This window comes from Pannonibacter sp. CBAS1226, assembly GCF_055685825.1.
Window position 1 is genome coordinate 309,636 of sequence record NZ_JBVOUO010000003.1, and the last position, 16,224, is coordinate 325,859.

A 16,224-nucleotide genomic window follows, 5' to 3' on the forward strand; every position below is an offset into this window, starting at 1 on the left:
GGGTAATCCTGATCCTTCCCCTGCGGGAGAGGATCAGGCAGGTAGAACCTCCTTCTGATTGGCAAGCCGGGCGGTTGCTTCCGCGGCGGCGAGGCCAAGATCCGGCAGGCTGAGGCCGGGCAGGCGCCCGTCCTGCACCACCGGCCTGCCGGCAACAAGGCTGTGGCGCACCTGCAAGGGGCCGCAGATCATCGGGGCAAGGGCCGGATCATGCAGGCCGAAACAGGCAGGGCTTCCGAGATCGAACAGGGTGATGTCCGCCGCCATGCCCGGGGCCAGCAGGCCGGTGCCGCCAAGGCCGAGCGTGCGGGCGCCGCCCTGCGTCGCCCAGTGCAGCACGGTCTCCGGCCGCAGGGCCTCTACGCCATGGGCGGCCCGGTGCAGCGCGAAGGCCGTGTACATGGCCATGCCCATGCCGGCGGCTTCGTTGGCGCCGGCCCCGTCCACGGCCAGCGAGACGGTGCCACCGGCCGCATGAAGGGCCGCTGCCGGGGCGATGCCGGAGCCGAGCCTTGCATTGGCCTGCGGGCAGTGGGCCATGGCTGTGCCTGTCTCGGCCAGAAGCGAGACTTCATAAGGGCTGAGGTCAACGAGATGGGCAAACCAGACATCTTCGCCCAGCCAGTCGTTCTGGGCGAGCCAGGGCACGGGCCTCAGCCCGAAGTCCCGCAATGTCTGGCGGGCATAGGCCTCGTTTTCCGACAGATGCGCATGCAGCCTCAGGCCAAGGCGCCGCGCTTCCCGGGCGATCTCCGGCAGGGCCTGCGCATCGAAGTTGAAGTTCGGTGTTGCCGGGGCACAGGCAACCCGCGTCATCGCCATGTCTGATGGATCATGCCACAGGCTGGCGGCCCGGCTGATGCCGTCGAGAAATCCGGTGAGGGTTTCCATCGGCGCAGGCGGCATGTCCGGATCGGTGAAGCTGCGCCCGCGCGTCATGCCGCCGCGTGCCAGCACGAAGCGCAGTCCCAGCCTTGCCGCTTCCTCGAAGAGGACGGCTGCCGGGTCATAGTCATACTGGCTGGAGAAGATGTAGTGATGATCGCAGACGGTGGTGGCGCCGCTGAGAGCCAGTTCGGCAAGGCCGATACGCACCGAAATGCGGAAAGTGTGTTCATCCAGCAGCGGCCAGAGGCGGTAGGGCACCTGCGCCAGCCAGTCGTCCAGCGGCACGTTCATGCCGGCGGACACGCCCTTCATGACCGACTGGAACAGATGGTGATGGGTGTTGACGAGACCGGGTGTCACCACGCAGCCGCTGGCATCAATCACCTCTTCGCCCGGCAGCGGGGCAAGATCGCCGATGGCGGCAATTTTCTGGCCTTCGATACGGATGGCGCCGGAGAGGCGGGTTCCGGCGGCGCCGCCAGTCCAGCCATGGGCTATGTTGGTGATCAGCAGGCTCATCTGTCTGCCTTTGCCAGGGACCAGGGGAAGAACAGCCGCTGGATCAGGCTGACCGCCTGAAACAGAAGCAGCGACATGGCAACCAGAACCACCAGACCGGCCCAGGCCTGCGGCAGCCTGAACATCGAGGTGGAGAACTGGATGAAGAAGCCGAGGCCCTGTTCTGCGGCGACGAACTCACCGACGACGGCGCCGATGACGGCCAGGGTGATGGAGATCTTCAGCCCCGAGAAGATATGCGGCGTGGCATAGGGCATGCGGATCTGCAGGATTTCCCGGCGCCGGGGCGCCCGCAGGCTGCGCGACAGTTCGATCAGTTCCGGCGGCGTTGCCATCAGGCCGGTGGTCATCGACACGACCAGCGGAAAGAAGGAAATCATGAAGGTGATGACCACACGCGGCGCATCACCCGTGCCCAGCACGACGATGATGATCGGCGCCACCGCCACGACCGGCACGGACTGGATGACCACCAGCAGCGGATAAAGAGAGCGGGAGGCAAGGGGTGAGCGGGACAGGCTGATGGCGATGGGAAGCGAAATCAGGATGGCCGCTGCATAGCCCAGCAGGGCGACCCGCAAGGTGGCCCAGACATGCGTGACCCAGCGGCTCATGTCGAGCGCGGCAAAGCCGCCGAGAATGCGGCTGGGGGCAGGCAGGATGTAGCTCGGCACGGCAAAGAGCCAGGTGCCTGCCTCCCACAAGGCCAGCAGGGCGGCAAAGGTGAGCAGCGGCAGTGCGAAAGGCATCTGCACAAGCCGCTCGCGCAGGTTCAGGCCTTGCGGGGCTTGCTGCGCCCCATGGCGGGCAGCGGGCGTATTGCCTGCGAGGCTGGTCGTTTCTGCGCGCATGTCAGGCGGCCTCCCGGTGGATCAGCAAGTTGCGCAGATGGGCCATGTAATCCTGCATCTCCGCTGTCCTGAGCGCGTTCTCGTCTCTCGGGCGGCCCATGGGTACGGGCAGATCCGCGATGATGCGGCCGGGGCGGCGGCTCATCACGACCACCCTGTCGGCCAGAAGCACCGCTTCGGGGATGGAATGGGTGATGAAGAGCACCGTCTTCGGGCTTGCCTGCCACAGGCGCAGCAACTCGTAGCCCATGGCGTCGCGCGTCAGGGCATCAAGGGCCGAGAACGGCTCGTCCATCAGCAGGATGTCCGGATTGAGAAACAGGGCGCGGGCGATGCCGACGCGCTGCTGCATGCCGCCGGAGAGTTCGCCCGGCAGCCGCTTTTCAAACCCCGCCAGCCCCACGGCGGCAATGATGCGCCGTGCCTGCTCGCGGTCCTGCGCATCCACCCGCCCGCGCATGTGCCGGGCCGGAAAGACGACGTTGTCCTCCACACTGGCCCAGGGCAGCAAGGTTGCATTCTGGAAGACGATGCCGATGTCCTCGCGCGGGCCCGTCACCTCCAGCCCGAAAACCGACACCCGTCCGCCGGTGGGCTTCATCAGCCCGGCCGTCAGCCGCAGCAGCGTGGACTTGCCGCAGCCGGAGGGGCCAAGAACGGCGACAAACTCATGCTGGTCGATCCTGAGGTTGACGTCCTCAAGCGCAACGAGAGGGCCGGAGCCGGTCAGAAAGGTCTGACCGGCATTTTCGAAGCAGATGGCATCCTTGACGAGGGCCACGGGCGTCACTCCGGCAGGAAGGAGCGGTCGACGATGGTTTCCGGGTCGAGGGCTGCTGGATCAAGGCCCTGGGCTTCGGCAACCCGGCTCCAGGTGGCGGCAAGCCTGTCCTTGTCGAAGGCGCCGAGGCCGTATTTGTCCGTGTTGCTGTTGAAGGCAAGCTTGGAGGCATCGAGCCAGGAGCCCTTGACGTCCTCAGCCGTCAGTTCCGGCACCACGGCTGCAACGGCTTCTGCCGCCTTGTCCGGGTTGTCATGGGCAAAGATCAGCGACTTCTGGAAGGCTGCCAGGAACCGCTTCGCCACATCGGGCCGCTCGGCAAGGAAGGTATCCGAGGCAACGAGGGAGGCGGAGTAAAGCTCAAGCCCGGCATCTGCCCAGGGCAGAATGACAAGCTCCTTGCCCGCTTCCTTCGCCTGTCCGGTGTAGCGCGACACATCCGTCAGCCAGGCGATGATGGCATCGGCCTGCCCGGTCATCAGCAGCGGGCCGAGGGCGCCGGGATCGGCCTTGGTGAGGGTGATATCATCTTCCGACATGCCGTTTTCCTTCAGCACCAGCGGCAGGAACACGTTGGAAGAGGTGAAGGGCGAAGTGGCGACCGATTTGCCTTTTACATCCGTGATCGAGGTGATGCCGGAGCCTTGCAGCGTGTAGAAGGCATGAGGGCCGGTGTTGAAGACGTTCATCACGGCCGTCACGGGCACCTTTTCCGTGGCCCGTGCGGCCATCAGCGCTTCGATGCCGGCGCTGCCGATGTCGGAGGTGCCGGTCGCCAGCTTGGTGATGGCTTCGGACGAGCCGCGTCCCGGCTCAAGGGTGACTTCCAGACCTGCGTCCTTGCAGAAGCCTTCATGGATGCAGACGTAGATGGGGGCCTTGTCGCCGCCCGGCAGCCAGTCAAGCTGATAGGTTACCTTGTCGAGCGCCAGTGCCGCGCCGGACAGGCTGATGCCGGCGAGGAAGGTGCCTGTCAGCATGGCGGAGGCCTTAAGGCCGCGGGCGATGGAAAGGCTGGAAAGTCCTGTCTTGCGCTGTGTCATCGTTCCGTCCTTTTGCTGCGTCCAGGGAGGCTGGCGCGCGTTGCCTGTTCCTCAGAGGGTGCTGTGTCACCAGAAACCCGTTTCACCAGAAATCTTTGTGGGCCTCGGCAATCTCGTCTTCGAGTTCGGGGAAGGGGCCTTCGACCGCCACGGTTCTCTGGCCTGCGGCCAGCACATGGCGGCAGGGCAGCGACATGGTGAGGTTCTCCGGGTTGCTGCCAGTCAGTTTGCCAAGCCGGGCTTCCGACATGCCGTAAACCAGCCGGCCGATGCCCGCCCAGTAGACGCCGCCCGCGCACATGCTGCAGGGTTCCACCGAGGTGTAGAGCGTGCAGGCGGCCAGGAATTCCGGTTCATAGGACCGGGCGGCAGCGCGGGCGACATTGAGTTCGGCATGGCCGGTGCCGCGATCCTCCAGATAGGTGTTGCCGCTCGTCAGCAGCACCGCGCCATCTGCCGAGGCAAGCAGGGCGCCGAAGGGATGATTGCCGGCCTTGCGTGCCTCGCCCGCGATCCTGATGGTTTCCCGCAGCAGAAGAATGTCATCGCCAGCCACTGTCATCCGCCTTGCGTCCGTGTTTTTCCTGATGATGGAGGGAGCGTAGCGGCTTGACCGGTGTTAAAAAAAGAACAAAGAATTTTGCATCGTGGAACAAAAAACTTTCCACGGGCTCGTCAGGCAGGCGCCATGTCCGCATTCTCGCGTGAGATCAGATCCTTCATCGTGGTGTCCCAGTCGGATTCCATCCGCGCAGCCGCCGAGCGGCTGAATATTTCAGCTCCCGCGCTGGGCCGGCAGATGCTGATACTTGAGCGCAGCTATGGCGCGCCGCTGCTGGTGCGCAGCACGAGCGGGGTTGCGCTCACGGCCGCAGGCGAGGAATTGCGCAATCAGGCCCTGCGCTGGATGGAGGCGGACACCAACTTCAGCCAGCGTCTTCAGCAGACCAAGCTGGCAATGGACCTGCGCTTGCGCATGGGGGTGATGGAAGGGCTGGTTCCCACACTCGTGCATCCGCTCATGGACCGTCTGGAGGCGGTTTTCGGTGTGGTGGAACTGGAACTGACGGTCGGCACGACACGGGACATCATCGACAGGGCGGAGGCGCTGGATCTGGATTTGATCGTCGCCTTCAACATGCCCCGGCTGTCCCGCCTCGCCGTGGTGCAGAGCGAGGAATACCATCTGGGCGTCGTCTATGCCCCCGGCTCCGGCCCGGAAGGGGAGGGGCCGGTTTCCCTGTCCGAGGCACTGCAATGGCCGCTGTGCCTGCCGAGTGCCGCGCTGTCCATGCATACCCGGCTCTTGGCCGAAATCCTGAGCGTGCGCGTCAATCCGCGCGTCAGGTTCAACAGCAATTCCATCGGCGCGCTGCTGAACATGCTCCGGCGCGGCAAGGGGATCGGCTTTCTCACCTGGATCGACGTCTGCGCCGATGTCGAAGCCGGCAACCTTGTCTTCCGCCCGCTCGCCAGCCGCCGCCTGACCGAAACCCTCAGCATTACCATTTGCCGCGGCAACAGCCTTGGCGATGCGACCGGTCCGGTCCTCGCCGAAATCAGTGCCCTTCTGGCCAGCCTGGGAAAGTGAGGGCGGACAACCCCGCATTTTTTCTTCTCCCATGCCGTAATGGCAAGCTTCACAAGGGCTTCGGCCTGTCTTACGGTTGCATGGCACCTTCGAGGGCAGGAGGGGTGCGGATGTGCCAACCGGGGTCTTCAGTTTGCCGCAGCTTGATCTTCTGACCGCCAATGACCGCCTGGGGCATCACCCCTCGTCCTGGTATGCCGCAACCGCGAGCCGGCGGAGCGATCATCCGGTGCTGCAAGGCTCCGTTCAGGCCGATGTGGTGGTGATCGGCGCAGGCTTTACCGGGCTTTCGGCGGCTCTGTCGCTGGCGCAGTCCGGTCATTCGGTGGTGGTGCTGGAGGCGAACCGCATCGGCTGGGGCGCTTCGGGGCGCAATGGCGGGCAGGTTGGCTCGGGCCAGCGGCTCGATCAGATCACGCTGGAGGACATGCTCGGCAAGTCCGATGCCCGGCTGCTGTGGGATCTGGCCGAGGAATCCAAGGCCGTCGTGCAGGACCTGATCCGCGATCATGCGATTGACTGCGATTACCGGCCCGGCATCCTCTATGTGGACCACCGCCCTGACATTGCCCGTGACCATGCGGACTATGCCCGGCATCTGGAACAGGTCTACGGCTATGAGGGCAACGAGGTGCTGGGGCGCGATGCGGTGCGCCAGCGGCTGGCGAGCCCGCTCTATCACGGCGGCATCCTCGATCGCGGCGCAGGGCACCTGCATCCGCTGAATTTCGCGCTGGGCATCGGCGCGGCGGCGGTCGCCGCCGGGGCGCAGATCTTCGAGCGCACTAGGGTAACCAGCTACACGGCCAGCCCCTCCCGCGTTGTGGTGAAGACGGAAGCGGGCGAGGTGACCGCCAGCCACATGGTGCTCGCCTGCAACGGCTATCTCGGCCGGCTGGAGCCCAAGGTGTCGGCCCGTGTCATGCCGATCAACAATTACATCATCGCCACGGAGCCGCTGGGGGCAGAGCGGGCGCAATCGCTGATCCGGGACGGCGTTGCGGTGGCGGACAGCAAGTTCGTCATCAATTATTTCCGCATGAGCGCCGATCACCGGCTGCTGTTCGGCGGCGGCGAGAATTACGGCTACCGTTTCCCCTCGGACATTGCGGCCTTCGTGCGCAAGCCCATGGCCAAGGTGTTTCCGCAGCTGGCGGACATCGGCATTGATTTCGGCTGGGGCGGCACGCTGGCCATCACGCCCAAGCGCATGCCCTTCTTCGCAAGGCTTTCGCCCAACGTGATTACCGCCTCGGGCTATTCCGGCCACGGGGTGGCGATGGCCTGCCTCGCGGGGCGGCTGATCGGCGAGGCCGTCAGCGGGCAGACGGGCCGCTTCGAGGTGTTCGAGCGGATCAAGGTGCCCTCCTTCCCCGGCGGCTCGCGCTTCCGCTTCCCGCTGCTGGTGCTGGCGATGACCTGGTTTTCCCTGCGCGACCGGCTGGGCTTCTGAACCATGCAGGCAGACGGCGGCGGACCCACCGGCAGTTACTGGGAAGACAGCGCTGCCGGTGCCGCCCCGTATGATCATGCGGATCCGGAGCTGGAAGAGGCACTGGCGGTGGATGTGGCCATCATCGGTGCGGGTTTCACCGGGCTTAACGCGGCCTTGCGGGCGCAGGCGCTGGGCGCTTCCACCGTGGTGCTGGACCGCCATCACGTGGGCTTCGGCGCCTCGGGCCGCAACGGCGGCTTCTGCTGCCTTGGCGGCTCCAAGCGCTCGCCCGAAGACATGGTGGAAAGCTATGGCGGGCGGGAGGCGGAGCGCTTTTCCCACATGCAGCGTGAGGCGATTGATCATGTTGCAGCGCTGCTGGACACGCATTCCATCCATGCGGACCGTTCCGGCAGTGGCGAGGTGGTGCTGGCGCACAAGCGCTCTGCCCTGAAGGCGCTGGAAGAGGAGGGCGCCTTCGTCAATGCCCGCTTCGGCCTCGGCACGCAGCTGCTGGATGAAACCGCACTGGAGGCGAGGGGGCTGAGGGCGTCGGGCACATATGGCGGGCTGTTCTATCCTCACGGCTTCGGCCTTCATCCGTTGAAATATGTGCGCGGCCTTGCAAGGGCGCTGCGTGCGGCGGGCCAGCCCATCTTTGCCCGCTCGCCGGTGACGGATATCCGGCCGGAGCTGGGCCGCTGGCGGCTGGATACGCCGAAGGGCACCGTCCATGCCCGCCGCGTGATCCTCGCCAGCAACGGCTATACGGACGAGAGCCTGCTGCCCTGGCTGGAAGGGCGGCTGCTGCCGGTGCTGTCCAATGTCATGGTCACCCGGCCGCTGACGGCTGTGGAGATGGTGACACAGGGCTGGACCAGCCCGGTGATGGCCTCCGATGCCCGCACGCTGCTGCATTACTTCCGCCTGCTGCCGGACGGGCGGATGCTGTTCGGCATGCGCGGCGGCATTTTCGGCACGGCTGGGGAAGAAGCAAGGCTGCGCCTTGCCATCCGTGAGGGGTTCGACCGGCTGTTTCCGGCGCTTGCCCATGTGGAGGCGACGCATCATTGGTCCGGGCGGGTGTGCCTGGCGCTGGATCTCAATCCCTATATCGGCCCCATACCGGCCATGCCCGGCGTCTTTGCAGCGCTCGCCTATCACGGCAACGGCGTCGCCATGGGCTCCTATGCCGGGTCGCTGGTGGCGGAACTGGCACTGGAGGCCCGCTCCCCCTGGCAGCTGCCGCAGCCGGTCCGCACGCCCCTGCGCCGCTTCCCGCTGCCCGCCCTGCGCCGCCACTACCTGCAGATGGCCTACTGGTGGTACGGGCTGAAGGACCGCTGGGGGTGAAGGGAGAGCAGGTCTATAGGGAAGGCCTGTTCACCAACCGCCATTGCCCCGGCCCGCTGCATGGCGTAAAAGGGCGGCCAGTTTCGATCCGATGTCGATCAGATTCCCGGCACAATTCCAAAACGGAGATGCGAGGCCCCATGGCGCGCCAGTTCATCTATCACATGCATGGCCTCAACAAGGCCTATAACGGCAAGAAGGTGCTCGACAACATTCACCTGTCGTTCTACCCGGATGCCAAGATCGGTATTCTCGGCCCCAACGGCGCCGGCAAGTCGACCCTGCTCAAGATCATGGCCGGTCTCGACAAGGACTATACCGGTGAGGCTTGGGCCGCTGAAGGTGCCAAGGTCGGCTATCTGCCGCAGGAGCCGAAGCTCGACGAGGGCAAGACCGTTCTGGAAAACGTGATGGAAGGCGTCGCCCACAAGCAGGCGATCGTCGACCGTTACAACGAGCTGATGATGAACTACTCGGACGAGACGGCCGAGGAAGGCGCGAAGCTGCAGGACATCATCGACGCGGAAGACCTGTGGAACCTTGAGAGCAAGGTCGAGATGGCGATGGAAGCCCTGCGCTGCCCGCCCTCCGACAGCCCGGTGGACAATCTTTCGGGCGGTGAGCGCCGCCGCGTGGCGCTGTGCAAGCTGCTGCTGAGCGAGCCGGACCTGCTGCTGCTCGACGAACCGACCAACCATCTGGACGCTGAAACCGTCCACTGGCTGGAGCGGCACCTGCGCGAGTTCAAGGGCTCCGTGCTGATCATCACCCACGACCGCTACTTCCTCGACAACGTCACGGGCTGGATCCTGGAGCTGGACCGCGGCCAGGGCATCCCCTACGAGGGCAACTACTCCGCCTATCTGGAGAAGAAGACCAAGCGCATGGAGCAGGAAGGCCGCGAGAACATGGCCCGCTCCAAGGCGATTGCGCGCGAGCGCGAGTGGATGGGCATGTCGCCGAAGGGCCGCCAGACCAAGTCCAAGGCGCGTATCCGCGCTTATGAGGATCTGGTGGCGGCGCAGGAAGGCCGTATGCCGACCATCGAGCAGATCCTCATTCCGGTGGGCGAGCGCCTTGGCGCCAACGTCATCGAGCTGAAGAACGTTTCCAAGGGCTTCGGCGACCGCCTGCTCATTGAGGACCTGTCCTTCAAGCTGCCGCGCGGCGGCATCGTCGGCATCATCGGGCCGAACGGTGCGGGCAAGACCACGCTGTTCAAGATGCTCACCGGTCAGGAAAAGCCGGACAGCGGTGAAGTCATCATCGGCGAGACCGTGCATCTGGGCTATGTGGACCAGTCGCGCGACAAGCTGGACCCGAACAAGACGGTCTGGGAAGAAATCTCCGACGGCAACGAGATCATTTATCTCGACGGCAAGGAAATCAACTCCCGCGCCTATTGCTCGTCCTTCAACTTCAAGGGCCCGGCCCAGCAGGCCAAGGTGGGCGATCTCTCCGGCGGTCAGCGCAACCGCGTGCACCTCGCCAAGGTGCTGAAGCAGGGCGCCAACGTCCTGCTGCTTGACGAGCCGACCAACGACCTCGACACCGAGACCCTGGCCGCCCTCGAAGACGCGCTGGAAAACTACGCCGGTTGCGCCGTGGTCATCTCGCACGACCGCATGTTCCTCGACCGTCTCGCCACCCACATGCTCGCCTTTGAAGGCAACAGCCATGTGGAATGGTTCGAGGGCAACTTCGAGGACTACGAGAAGGACAAGGTCCGCCGCCTCGGCGCCCACGCTGCCGACCCGAGCCGCATCAAGTACAAGCCGCTGACGCGCTGAGACTAATACCAGCTCTCGATGAGCTCGACTCATCGAGAGCTGGTTAAGCCCGTGCGGCGCTTGAGCATTTTCAAGGCGTGATGCGTCAGCATCGAAAGCCTTGGTGTAAAGTGGTTTCAAGCTGCGGTTTTGCAAAAAGGAAAATCCCCGGGCCGATGGTCCGGGGATTTTTGTTTTGGGGGCGTTAAGTGTGAAACGTGTCCAAAATTATGGACGTGAACAGCTCTGGCGGCCAGAATTCTGGACGTGACTTGATGTGGCTCGAAAGATCAGGCAGGATGTCCATAATTATGAACATAAAGCCCTTTGTGTTTATTCAAATGAACAAACAGGCGATCTCCATGCCGCGTCAGAGAAGCTATTCGAGGGGGACCCGCCAGGCGCTTGCGATGCTTGGCAAGCTGATCCGTGCCGGGCGCATCGAGCGCGGCATGACCGCACAGGAACTGGCGGAACGGGCCGGTATCAGCCGCACAACGCTCTCCAGCATCGAGAAGGGTGCAGCAGGGCCTGAAATCGGCATCGTCTTCGAGGTCGCTGCGCTCGCCGGGGTTCGCCTGTTTGACCCTGATGAGCATAGTCTGCAGAGGGAAAATGCCCGTCTTGACGAGAAACTGACCCTGCTGCCCAAGAGTGTGCGGCCCAAGGTGAAGGAGCCTGATGATGACTTCTAGGGCGGCAGCCAGCCAAGCCTTTGTCTGGATCTGGCTGCCGGGTGCAACGGAGCCGGTGGTGGCCGGCCGCCTCGATCAGGACGGCGGGCGCCTGTTCTTCACCTATGGCGCCAGCTACCGCGCCCGCAGGAATGCCGTTGCCATCTATGAGCCCGAACTGCCGCTGCAGGAAGGTGTGATTGCCCCTGCGCCGGGTCTGCAGATGGCCAGCTGCATTCGTGATGGCTCACCCGATGCCTGGGGACGACGGGTCATCATCAACAGGCTGACAGGCATGAAGCCAGATGCGGATGGGGTGCCTGAACTCAGCGAGCTGACCTTTCTCCTCCAGTCAGGATCAGACCGTATTGGCGCTCTGGATTTTCAGGCATCGGCCACCGAGTTTGTTCCAAGGCTTTCAGCAGGGGCCTCGCTTGATGAGCTGATGGAGGCGGCTGGCCTCATTGAAAAAGGCAGGCCACTGCCTCCTGCGCTCGATCAGGCGCTCCGGCATGGCACGTCGATCGGCGGGGCGCGGCCCAAGGCAATGATTGATGACGGGGCGAAGAAGCTCATCGCCAAATTCTCGGCCAGCAACGATACCTACAGCGTTGTGAAAGGCGAGTTCATTGCGATGACCCTGGCAAGAGCCTGCGGCTTGAATGCAGCGCCGGTCTCGCTGACCCGTGCCGCCCACAAGGACGTATTGCTGATCGAGCGCTTCGACAGGACCCCGGCGAAAGATGGCTGGACGAGGCATGCCATGGTTTCGGGCCTGACGATGCTGGGCCTTGATGAGATGATGGCCCGCTATGCGTCCTATGAAGACCTTGCCGAACTGATCCGTCATCGCTTTACAGATCCAAAAGCCACGCTTCGGGAACTCTACGGGCGGATGTGCTTCAATGTGCTGTGCGGCAACACGGACGACCACGCCCGCAATCATGCCGCCTTCTGGGATGGCAGAATGCTGACCCTGACACCGGCCTATGACATTTGTCCGCAAGGGCGCACGGGCAACGAAGCCTCGCAGGCCATGCTGATCAAGGGCGATGCGCGTGCCAGCACGCTGGCCACAGCTCAGGACTTTCATCTCAAGCCAGCGGAGGCGGCGGCGCTGATCGAACAGCAGATCAACACTATCGCCGGGAACTGGCAGACAGCCTGCGCTGAGGCTGAACTCAGCCCCGTTGATCAGAGGCTGTTTGCGGGACGCCAGTTTCTCAACAGCTACGCATTGGAGGGTCTGGAGGGCCACAAGGCGCTGCGGGAGGCATTCCTGGCCGCGCGGGAGATGCTGCTCGCAGGCAAGGCTTTCTGAACTGGCTTCGCCGGAAGGGGGCGGCCCTGCTACTGTGGATCCTGTCCCTGGCCGCCGGCTTCTGCCGCTGCAAGCCCTGCATGGGCGCCGGCGGCAGCGCTGGCGATCTGGGCCGGAGTGGGGGCGGGCAGCAGGTTGCCGCCTGCATCGGCGACGCGGACGGTGACCTCCCGGTGCGCGAAGCGGATGCCGTTTTTCTCGAACAGGTCCTGCAGCCCGGCATAGACCACCTTGCGCAGCTCGAACTGCTTGCCGGGTTTTGACATGAACTTCACCCGTGCAATCATGGCGCTGTCCTCCATGGAGAGGATGCCCTGCGACTTCAGCGGATCGAGGAACATCGGCCCGTAATAGGGATCATCCAGCAGTTCCTGGCCGAATTTCTTGATGATCTTGCGCATCTTCTCGGTGTCCGTGTCATAGGTGACGCGGAAGGCGAGCTTCATGATGGCCCAGTCGCGCGAGTAATTCTGCACGTGCTTGATTTCGCCGAAGGGCACGGTCGTCAGCGCGCCGCGGTGGTGGCGCAGCTGCATGGAGCGGATGGAGATTTTCTCCACGGTGCCCTTGGCACTGCCGATGTCGATGTACTCGCCTTTGCGGAAGGCGTCATCGATCAGGTAGAAGGCTCCGGAGAAGATGTCCCGGATCAGCGTCTGCGCGCCGAAGCCGATGGCAAGACCGACAACACCGGCGCCGGCGAACAGCGGGGCAATGTCGATGCCGATCTGCGACAGGATCAGCATGCCCGAGATCACCACGATGGTGATCAGCAGGAAGTTGCGGAAGATCGGCAGCAGGGTGGAGAGGCGGCTGTCGCCGGTGCCGCCTATCTCCATTTCTCCGGGCGCGTGGGTGGACGCATCCGGGCGCTGGAGGTCCCGCCGCACCGCCTGCGCAACGGCGATTTCCACCGCCTGATAGGCCATGTAGCCAAGGAAGCCGACGATGGCGACTTCCACAAGATTGCCGAGGATGGAGCTTTGGTCGTGGATCGAGATGCCCCAGACCTTGAGCAGCAGCCAGGCGGAGAAGACGAGGGTGAGGATGGCCGCGCCATGGTCGAAAAGCGCGCGGTAGGGGGCGCGGGCGGCCTCTGCCTCCAGCGCTTCGGCTTCGGCCTGTGAGGCATTGGCGGTGGTGTCTGGGGCTTCTCCGGCCGCTGTCTCGGCGCGGGCAAGGTCATCCATCAGCACGGCCTTGGCCCTGCGCGTGTCGAGGCGCGGCAGCAGCCGGTCGATCAGCAGCATCAGCACGGCCTGCAGCAGCAGCGCGGCCACCAGCACCAGCACCGGCGCGCTGACAAGGCCGGTGGCAAAAGGCCGGTCGAGGAGGATGCGGAAGCTGGCCGTGCCGAAGGCGAAGAGGAAATACAGGATCGCCATCACGTGCCAGATGCTGGCGATGAAGTGGAGGGCGGGGTGCACTGCGCTTTCGTCCGGCGCTCCGCCCATGATGGCTTTGCCGACGCTCTTGCGCCAGACAATGGCAATGGTGGAGAGAATGCAGGTCGACAGGGCGGCGGAAAAGACAAGCGCCACCTTGTGCGCACTGGCCTCCAGCCCGAGGGCGCGCATCCAGATGGAGAGCGAGATGACGAAGGCCGAGAGGCCGAGCCCGGTGACCAGCGCCGTGTTGAGCCTTGCGGCGGACTGATCGTCAAAGGCCAGCATGCGGCAGGACGGGGTGTCCGGCGCAATGATGTTGAACAGGATCAGCCGGATCAGGCTCCAGGCGGTGAAGCCCAGAATGCCGGTCTGCACGGTCACCCGGGAGGCATGGAGATCCTCATGCAGCAGCACGGCCACCAGCCAGGCGGTGATCAGGAAGACAGCCAGTTCCAGCAGCATCACCGTGCCGCGCCCGAGCAGGAAGGCGACCTTGCCCGCGCGGGTTTCGGGTGCCGGGGGAAAGCGGTGGAGATAAACCGCCTCTGCCCAGCGGCGGAACAGGGCCTGCACGGCTATGCCCGCAACCAGCGCTGCTGCCAATAGGGCAAAGGCGGACCAGAGCCAGTCCAGCGAGCCATCCGGCGACATGGCGCGGAGCGTTGCCGCCATTTTTCCCGGCAGGGTGGGCAGTTCTGCGGCCAGCTGCTGCAGCGCGCCGCGCAGCTGGAAACTCTCCTGCATCGCGTCATTCATGGCGATGGCTGCCGCGCTGCTGCCTGTTGCCGTGTCTTGGGCTGAGGCGGGGCCTGAAGCTGCGGCGCCGGTGAGGGCGCCAGCCAGGCTCACGCACGGGATCATGCTGGAGAAGCGGTGCACTGCCGCTGTCAACCCGTGTCCAACTTTGTCCGCAAACGCCATCATTCCACGCCCCCAGTCCCTACAGGCTGCCCCAGCATGCCGTTGGGGACGCATGGTAATGCCAGAGTGTTTACGTCTGCTGTCTTTTTGAAGGCCTGCCGCAGCCGAGGGCTGTTGCTGCGGCAGGCGGTGTCTCAACTTGTGGGCTTGGCGGGTGCCGTGGCTCCCGGCACCCATTGCAGGTTGGCCGGCCAGCTGTAGACGGTCTTGCTGTCATTCCAGCTGCCGGCGGTATTCAGGCAGCCGCCTGTCTCGACCTGGCCGTTCTTCACCCAGATGTAAGCGCCTGGACCGGCGCCGGTGAACTGCATCTGTGTCCACTCCGTCAGGTCCGGCAGGAAGCCGCCGTAGGCGCCTCCCGGGCTTCCGGCCGTGTTGGCGGAAGGCTCATAAACCCAGTTGCCGATGCGGATCGCCCCCAGCGCGCCGCTGCCTGACCCGATGCCGAACTGATAGGTGCCGCTGGAGGGCTGATTGCTGCCGCCGCCCGGATTGTCCGTGTAGCCATAGGCCATGCTGTCGGCGAGGACCGAGACGGTCACCGGCTGGGTGGGGTCCGCCTGGATGAGCACCTTCAGATTGCTGTCCGCGTAAGGGTAGCCATAGGAATTGGTGCCGTTGTGGACCGCCTGCGCATAGAGGTTGCCATTGCCGCCGGCGAAAGGCGTCTGGCCCGGAAACTGGCTGGAGTTGTTGGGCCCTGTGGGGGTGAAATAGCCCTCGTTGAAGCCGATCATCAGGTTGCGGAACACCGAGTTGCTGATGATCTGGGAGGCGGGCTGGCCGGATGGGTCATTCTTTGACGTGCGGTTCTGCGGCACGACGTGGCCATTGAATATGACCGTGCCGCCATCGCAGCGGTAGATGATCGAACTGCTGAGGTTGATCGCCGTCAGCTCGAATGTGTCACCCTGGTCACCCTTGAGGGAGAGGATCACGCCGGTTTTCGGATCGGCTGCCTGGAAGTTGCCGGTGAAGGTCTCGGGAGAACCGCCGGGCGGGGTGTCGGAAACGATGGTGACGGGGGCATTGGCCTTGACGAGGCTCACCACGTAGGGGGTCATGTCGGGATATGCTGAGGGTATGATGGTGGGCCCGATCACCAGCTGCTGGCCGGAAACCGTGGTGATCACCGCGCCCTGTCCATGTTTCGTCAGCACCGAATTCTTCATGGTGTTGATGAGGGTAGGGGTCATCGGGTCCTTGTAGCCGAGCGAGAAGCTGCCCCCTCCGGCCTCCGTGCCCGCAATGGCGAGCGGCAGGCCGAGCAGATCCACATTCGACATGTTGATCCAGAGGTTGTCCCCCGCCGTCAGGCAGCTGAACTCGATCCAGCCGTAGTAGAAGCCGCCGGTCGGGGTGGGCGGATTGGGGAACGGGCCAAGCCCCGCATAGAGCCGTCCGGATTTGATGGTGGTGAAGCTGATGGCGGCGTTCGTGATCTGCGACAGGGACGTAACCGCGCCAAGCGTGATGCCGGTCAGACCTGTGACGTCCTCGCCGGTCAGCAGGATGTAGATATCTTCGTCTGGGGCCGTTGGCTTCCCGCGCAGATTGACGAGATTCAGGGTGACGCTGCTGGTGCTCATTCGGATCTCCTTGGAGGGTCTGTTCCTCCTCCGGCAGGACGCAATGCGGCCGAGATTGTGCGCCTTCGCCGTGCAATTTGCGTGATACTCACTTCACGCCA

Annotated in this window: 13 protein-coding genes; 6 read left to right on the plus strand and 7 right to left on the minus strand. The window is 64.3% G+C overall.

What is annotated here, in order from left to right; translation table 11 throughout:
• Positions 1–33: 33 nt before the first annotated feature.
• The 5 genes from AC0CMF_RS11665 to AC0CMF_RS11685 form a co-directional block, all read right to left on the minus strand.
• The gene (locus AC0CMF_RS11665) at positions 34–1,407 is read right to left on the minus strand and encodes an amidohydrolase family protein (RefSeq protein WP_374629712.1); all 1,374 of its coding nucleotides are present in this window, start codon (positions 1,405–1,407) and stop codon (positions 34–36) included.
• Positions 1,404–2,258 carry an ABC transporter permease gene (locus tag AC0CMF_RS11670; protein WP_374629711.1) on the minus strand — a complete coding sequence of 285 codons (855 nt, stop codon included), beginning with the start codon at positions 2,256–2,258 and terminating at the stop codon, positions 1,404–1,406. The genes AC0CMF_RS11665 and AC0CMF_RS11670 overlap by 4 nt, the downstream gene beginning before the upstream one ends.
• A gap of 1 nt (position 2,259) precedes the next feature.
• Entirely contained in the window at positions 2,260–3,039 is a 780-nt protein-coding gene (locus AC0CMF_RS11675) for an ABC transporter ATP-binding protein (RefSeq protein WP_050474909.1), read from the minus strand.
• A gap of 5 nt (positions 3,040–3,044) precedes the next feature.
• Positions 3,045–4,019 (minus strand): ABC transporter substrate-binding protein, encoded by a 975-nt coding sequence (locus tag AC0CMF_RS11680; RefSeq protein ID WP_374629725.1) that lies wholly within the window; start codon positions 4,017–4,019, stop codon positions 3,045–3,047.
• A 145-nt stretch (positions 4,020–4,164) separates the two neighbouring features.
• Entirely contained in the window at positions 4,165–4,644 is a 480-nt protein-coding gene (locus AC0CMF_RS11685; protein ID WP_374629710.1) for a nucleoside deaminase, read from the minus strand.
• 126 nt (positions 4,645–4,770) lie between these two features.
• Here AC0CMF_RS11685 and AC0CMF_RS11690 point away from each other — a divergent pair, with 126 nt between their 5' ends.
• From AC0CMF_RS11690 to AC0CMF_RS11715, 6 genes are all read left to right on the plus strand, one after another.
• Positions 4,771–5,673, plus strand: a complete 903-nt coding sequence (locus AC0CMF_RS11690) for a LysR family transcriptional regulator (protein WP_050474911.1) — start codon at positions 4,771–4,773, stop codon at positions 5,671–5,673.
• A gap of 133 nt (positions 5,674–5,806) precedes the next feature.
• A complete protein-coding gene (locus AC0CMF_RS11695) occupies positions 5,807–7,126 on the plus strand; it encodes an NAD(P)/FAD-dependent oxidoreductase (protein WP_374629724.1) in 1,320 nt (439 codons plus the stop codon).
• A 3-nt stretch (positions 7,127–7,129) separates the two neighbouring features.
• Positions 7,130–8,461, plus strand: coding sequence for an NAD(P)/FAD-dependent oxidoreductase (locus AC0CMF_RS11700; protein ID WP_374629709.1), 1,332 nt, complete (start codon positions 7,130–7,132; stop codon positions 8,459–8,461).
• A 140-nt stretch (positions 8,462–8,601) separates the two neighbouring features.
• Entirely contained in the window at positions 8,602–10,251 is a 1,650-nt protein-coding gene (gene ettA / locus AC0CMF_RS11705; RefSeq protein ID WP_374629708.1) for an energy-dependent translational throttle protein EttA, read from the plus strand.
• A gap of 389 nt (positions 10,252–10,640) precedes the next feature.
• Positions 10,641–10,925, plus strand: a complete 285-nt coding sequence (locus AC0CMF_RS11710; protein WP_058900726.1) for a helix-turn-helix transcriptional regulator — start codon at positions 10,641–10,643, stop codon at positions 10,923–10,925.
• Positions 10,915–12,225, plus strand: a complete 1,311-nt coding sequence (locus AC0CMF_RS11715) for a type II toxin-antitoxin system HipA family toxin (protein WP_472481777.1) — start codon at positions 10,915–10,917, stop codon at positions 12,223–12,225. Before AC0CMF_RS11710 ends, AC0CMF_RS11715 begins: the two co-directional genes overlap by 11 nt.
• Before the next feature lie 29 nt (positions 12,226–12,254).
• Here the strand turns inward: AC0CMF_RS11715 and AC0CMF_RS11720 are convergent, their stop codons facing one another.
• Both AC0CMF_RS11720 and AC0CMF_RS11725 read right to left on the minus strand, forming a co-directional pair.
• The gene (locus tag AC0CMF_RS11720) at positions 12,255–14,462 is read right to left on the minus strand and encodes a mechanosensitive ion channel family protein (protein ID WP_374629707.1); all 2,208 of its coding nucleotides are present in this window, start codon (positions 14,460–14,462) and stop codon (positions 12,255–12,257) included.
• A gap of 206 nt (positions 14,463–14,668) precedes the next feature.
• The gene (locus AC0CMF_RS11725) at positions 14,669–16,123 is read right to left on the minus strand and encodes a beta-1,3-glucanase family protein (RefSeq protein ID WP_374629706.1); all 1,455 of its coding nucleotides are present in this window, start codon (positions 16,121–16,123) and stop codon (positions 14,669–14,671) included.
• Between the last annotated feature and the right edge of the window lie 101 nt (positions 16,124–16,224).